Source organism: Mesorhizobium sp. M7A.F.Ca.AU.001.01.1.1 (assembly GCF_004022735.1).
GTDB classification, from domain to species: domain Bacteria; phylum Pseudomonadota; class Alphaproteobacteria; order Rhizobiales; family Rhizobiaceae; genus Mesorhizobium; species Mesorhizobium ciceri.
This window is the reverse complement of sequence record NZ_RZPF01000720.1, coordinates 1-3,308: the sequence shown is the minus strand read 5'-3', so window position 1 is coordinate 3,308 and position 3,308 is coordinate 1. Positions and strand designations below refer to the sequence as shown.

Below are 3,308 nucleotides of genomic sequence, written 5' to 3'. Positions count from 1 at the left end.
GCGTATTCTCGGGCACGATGCCCATGCCGAGCGCCAGCGCGCCGATGATCGACAGCGTCAGATAGCCATGCGCGATCGTCGTGCGGAACGGGCTTTGCCGCCGCGCCCTTTCAGGGTCGACATGAATCCATTGATGGTCGCCGGTGCATTCAGCGAACTGATCGATGCGGTTCTGGTCGACCGTCGTCCACTCCGACACGCCGAGTTCCAGCCCGGCCATCGTCCTCAACTGCTCGTAGGTAGGCGGCGTTTTAGGCCGTATTTCGTTCATTCCTGGTTTCCCGATCGCTTCCAGAGCCTCCGGACCACGAACTGACGGCCTCTGTCAATTCGCTCTACACGAATCCGTTCCGTCGATTTCGGCCGCAATCGTGCCACGCCGCCGGCGCAGTCGCAGGCCAACTCGGGCTTTCCGGTCTTCAGGGCGGCCGGCAGCCATGAACCGGTCCCGGCCACATCCGCTACTTCTTCTCGTAGCCGGCGCGGATTTCCTCCATCGCCTCCTTGATGCGGGTGCGCAGGATGTCGACCGATTCGGCACCGGATTTCTTGACCAGTTCAGCCACTTCGCCGGCATTTTTCAACGCGGCCTCGAAGGACTTTCTGGCAAACTCCGTCTGTTTGGCCATCAGTTCCTGCGGATTGCCCGGCGCCCTGTAGCTTTGCGCCATATCGGTGACCTCGCGCAGCGTATCCTGCAGCATCTCGCGCTGCCGGGACAACAGCGAGGTGGCGCCGGCGGCACCGGCTCGTGCCGATTTCTCCAGCGCTTCGAGGTTCTTGCGATGATGGGCGAGGATCGCCTCGACATCGACATTCGGCACCTTCAGGTCGCGGCCGAACCTGCCGAACATGTCCATGAAGGAATCGGATTCCGGTTGTTTTGCCATGCTTGTTTGCTCCCCTTTGCCGCGGATGCGGGCACCCTCGGATGGAGAATAACACTCGCGTGCCGTGAGTCCATTCGGACGCGGAGGAATGAGCGCCAGTCTGGCCGCGCATCAATTCACGAGGAACAGCCGCTCGGCCACATAGAGCACGACACCGGCGAGGCCGCCGATGATCATGCCGTTGAAGCGGATGTACTGCAGGTCCCGGCCGATGTTCATCTCGATCAGCCGCGTCAGTTGCGCGAGGTCCCAGCGTTTGACCTGGTCGGCGATGAATGTCGACACGCCGGCCTTCTGGCTCTCCACGAACGACGCCAGCGCCACCACGAACCCCTGGTTCATGTCGGCCCGGATCTGCGCATCGCCGGCAAGATGCCGGCCGACCTCGACGAACATGTTGGCGAGGTGCGCACGGATGACCGAATTCGGCGCCTTGGCATCCTGCTCGATGAACTGGCTGAGGCTTGCCCACATGTCGCCGGCCAATCCCTTGACCTCCGGCCGGCCCAGGAAGTCGCGCTTCAGCTTTTCGGCCCGTTTGGCGTATTGTTTCGATGTCCTCAGCTTATCGATGAAGCCTTGGGCGAAGCTGTCGAATTCGGCGCGCAGCGGGTGGTCGGGATCGGCCCTCACTTCGTCGAGCAGCGAGCCCGCCGAGGCGACGATCTTCTTCAGGAGATAGGCGTCGGCGCGGAACAGGTTGAACAGCGACGGCAGTTCCTCGCGGATTTTTTCGCGCATCGTTGCCAGCGCTTTTTCGTCATTGAGGAACCGCCCGATCACCTTGGTGAATTCGTCGAACAATTTCTGATGGCGGCGATCATCGGTAAGCGCCGAGAGCAGTTCGGCGGCCAGCGGCGCCAGCGGCACCTTTTCGATCTGTTCGAGCATGCGGCTGGTGACGAAGCCGCGCAGGCCGGATTGCTCTATCGCCGCAAGCGTCTGCGGCACCAGCCGCACGATGAAGCGCGACAGGCCGGCGGCGCGCTCCGTATCGGCCAGCCAATCGGCGACCAGCGCCGAAAAATCGACCTCGGCAAGCTTTTCACGCACCGGTTCGGGCGCCAGAAAGTTGACCTCGATGAAGCGGCCGAGATTGTCGGCGATGCGGTTCTGGTTCTCGGGGATAATGGCGGTGTGCGGGATCGGCAGCCCCAGCGGCCTTCGAAACAGCGCCACCACCGCGTACCAGTCGGCGAGGCCGCCGATGGTCGCCGCCTCGGCAAAGGCAGCGACGAAGCCGAGCCACGCATGGATGTGCTCGAACGATTTGGCGAGCGCAAACACCAGTACGCAAAGCGCCAGCGCGGCCGCCGCGAGGAATTTCGTCCGCCGCAACGCGGAAAGCTTCGCATCCGCTTCGGCATCGAAACGGACCGGCGTCAAGGGCGAAGCCGATTGTGACATGGGTGAGCCGCTCCTCGTCGATCTCAGCCTATCTAGTGTTCCGACGGCCGAAATACCCGCGACAGCCGGTTTCGCCCGGCATCTTGCCCGGCTGCGCACACAAAGTTGAGGAGAAAATTCATCTATCGCGCCAAGCTAGTCTGGAATTATTCCAAGGTATAGGCCATATTCCGCCTGGGCCAATGTGGCGAATCCGGAATTTCGGGTCAAAGCCGCATCAGCAAAATTTCCAGATCTGGCGTGGGTTGCACCGCCCCAGTGCCTTGTGAGGACAATATGCGGCTTACGCGCCAGACCAACTATGCCATGCGCATCTTGATGTATTGCGCGGCAAATGACGACCGATTGAGCCGTATTCCCGAGATCGCGGCCGCCTATTCTGTGTCGGAGCTTTTCCTGTTCAAGATCCTGCAGCCGCTGGTCGAGCACGGCCTCGTCCAGACCGTGCGTGGCAGGAATGGCGGCGTCAAGCTTGGCCGGGCGGCCGAAGCCATCAGCCTGTTCGATGTCGTGCGCGTGACGGAAGAGAGCTTCGCCATGGCCGAATGCTTCGAGAACGATGCCGCCGAATGCCCGCTCGTCGACAGCTGCGCGCTGAACTCGGCGCTGCGCGAGGCCCTGAATGCGTTTTTCGCAGTGCTCGCCCGCTATACGATCGCCGATCTGGTAGCGGCGCGGCCGAATGTACGCAACCTGCTCGGCATCGACATGCTGATGGAGCGCCGCGCCCCGGCTGCCTAGCGTATTTCTCCCCGTTCTGCGGAGAGAAATGCCCGGCAGGGCAATGAGGGGCGGCGCCGACTTCGACAATTGGCGGGAGAAGCGCAGGAAACCGCCATTCGCAGGCCCGGCCTCACCTGAATATCAATAGACCGCCGACTGCGGCAGCACGAACGGCATATTGCCCGCCGGCAGCACGCCGACCTTGAGCCGGCAGTCGAACACTTTCTCGATCAGATCATCGCTCAGCACGTCCCGCGGCGATCCGGCGGCGGCCAGCCGGCCGCGATG

At 62.5% G+C, this 3,308-nt stretch carries 4 protein-coding genes and 1 pseudogene; 1 reads left to right on the top strand and 4 read right to left on the bottom strand.

Translation table 11 applies throughout. The features are described 5' to 3' along the window. The 3 genes from EN884_RS30510 to EN884_RS30500 all read right to left on the bottom strand — a co-directional run. Positions 1 to 271 (bottom strand): MaoC/PaaZ C-terminal domain-containing protein (locus tag EN884_RS30510; RefSeq protein WP_281034853.1); only part of this gene is annotated, 271 nt, incomplete at its 3' end. 190 nt (positions 272 to 461) lie between these two features. Next, entirely contained in the window at positions 462 to 890 is a 429-nt protein-coding gene (locus EN884_RS30505; RefSeq protein ID WP_024503818.1) for a phasin family protein, read from the bottom strand. Between the two features lie 111 nt (positions 891 to 1,001). Continuing rightward, the gene (locus tag EN884_RS30500; RefSeq protein ID WP_063168163.1) at positions 1,002 to 2,297 is read right to left on the bottom strand and encodes a DUF445 domain-containing protein; all 1,296 of its coding nucleotides are present in this window, start codon (positions 2,295 to 2,297) and stop codon (positions 1,002 to 1,004) included. Between the two features lie 276 nt (positions 2,298 to 2,573). Here EN884_RS30500 and rirA point away from each other — a divergent pair, with 276 nt between their 5' ends. After that, positions 2,574 to 3,038, top strand: coding sequence for an iron-responsive transcriptional regulator RirA (rirA, locus tag EN884_RS30495; RefSeq protein ID WP_013531245.1), 465 nt, complete (start codon positions 2,574 to 2,576; stop codon positions 3,036 to 3,038). Between the two features lie 123 nt (positions 3,039 to 3,161). Here the strand turns inward: rirA and EN884_RS30490 are convergent. Beyond that, positions 3,162 to 3,308, bottom strand: a pseudogene (locus EN884_RS30490) (iron ABC transporter); the annotation flags it as partial.

Excerpts from the sequence above, each read along its gene's own strand:
- EN884_RS30505 (WP_024503818.1), bottom strand. The coding sequence starts at position 890 with ATGGCAAAACAACCGGAATCCGATTCCTTCATGGACATGTTCGGCAGG.
- rirA (WP_013531245.1), top strand. The coding sequence starts at position 2,574 with ATGCGGCTTACGCGCCAGACCAACTATGCCATGCGCATCTTGATGTAT.
- EN884_RS30500 (WP_063168163.1), bottom strand. The coding sequence starts at position 2,297 with ATGTCACAATCGGCTTCGCCCTTGACGCCGGTCCGTTTCGATGCCGAA.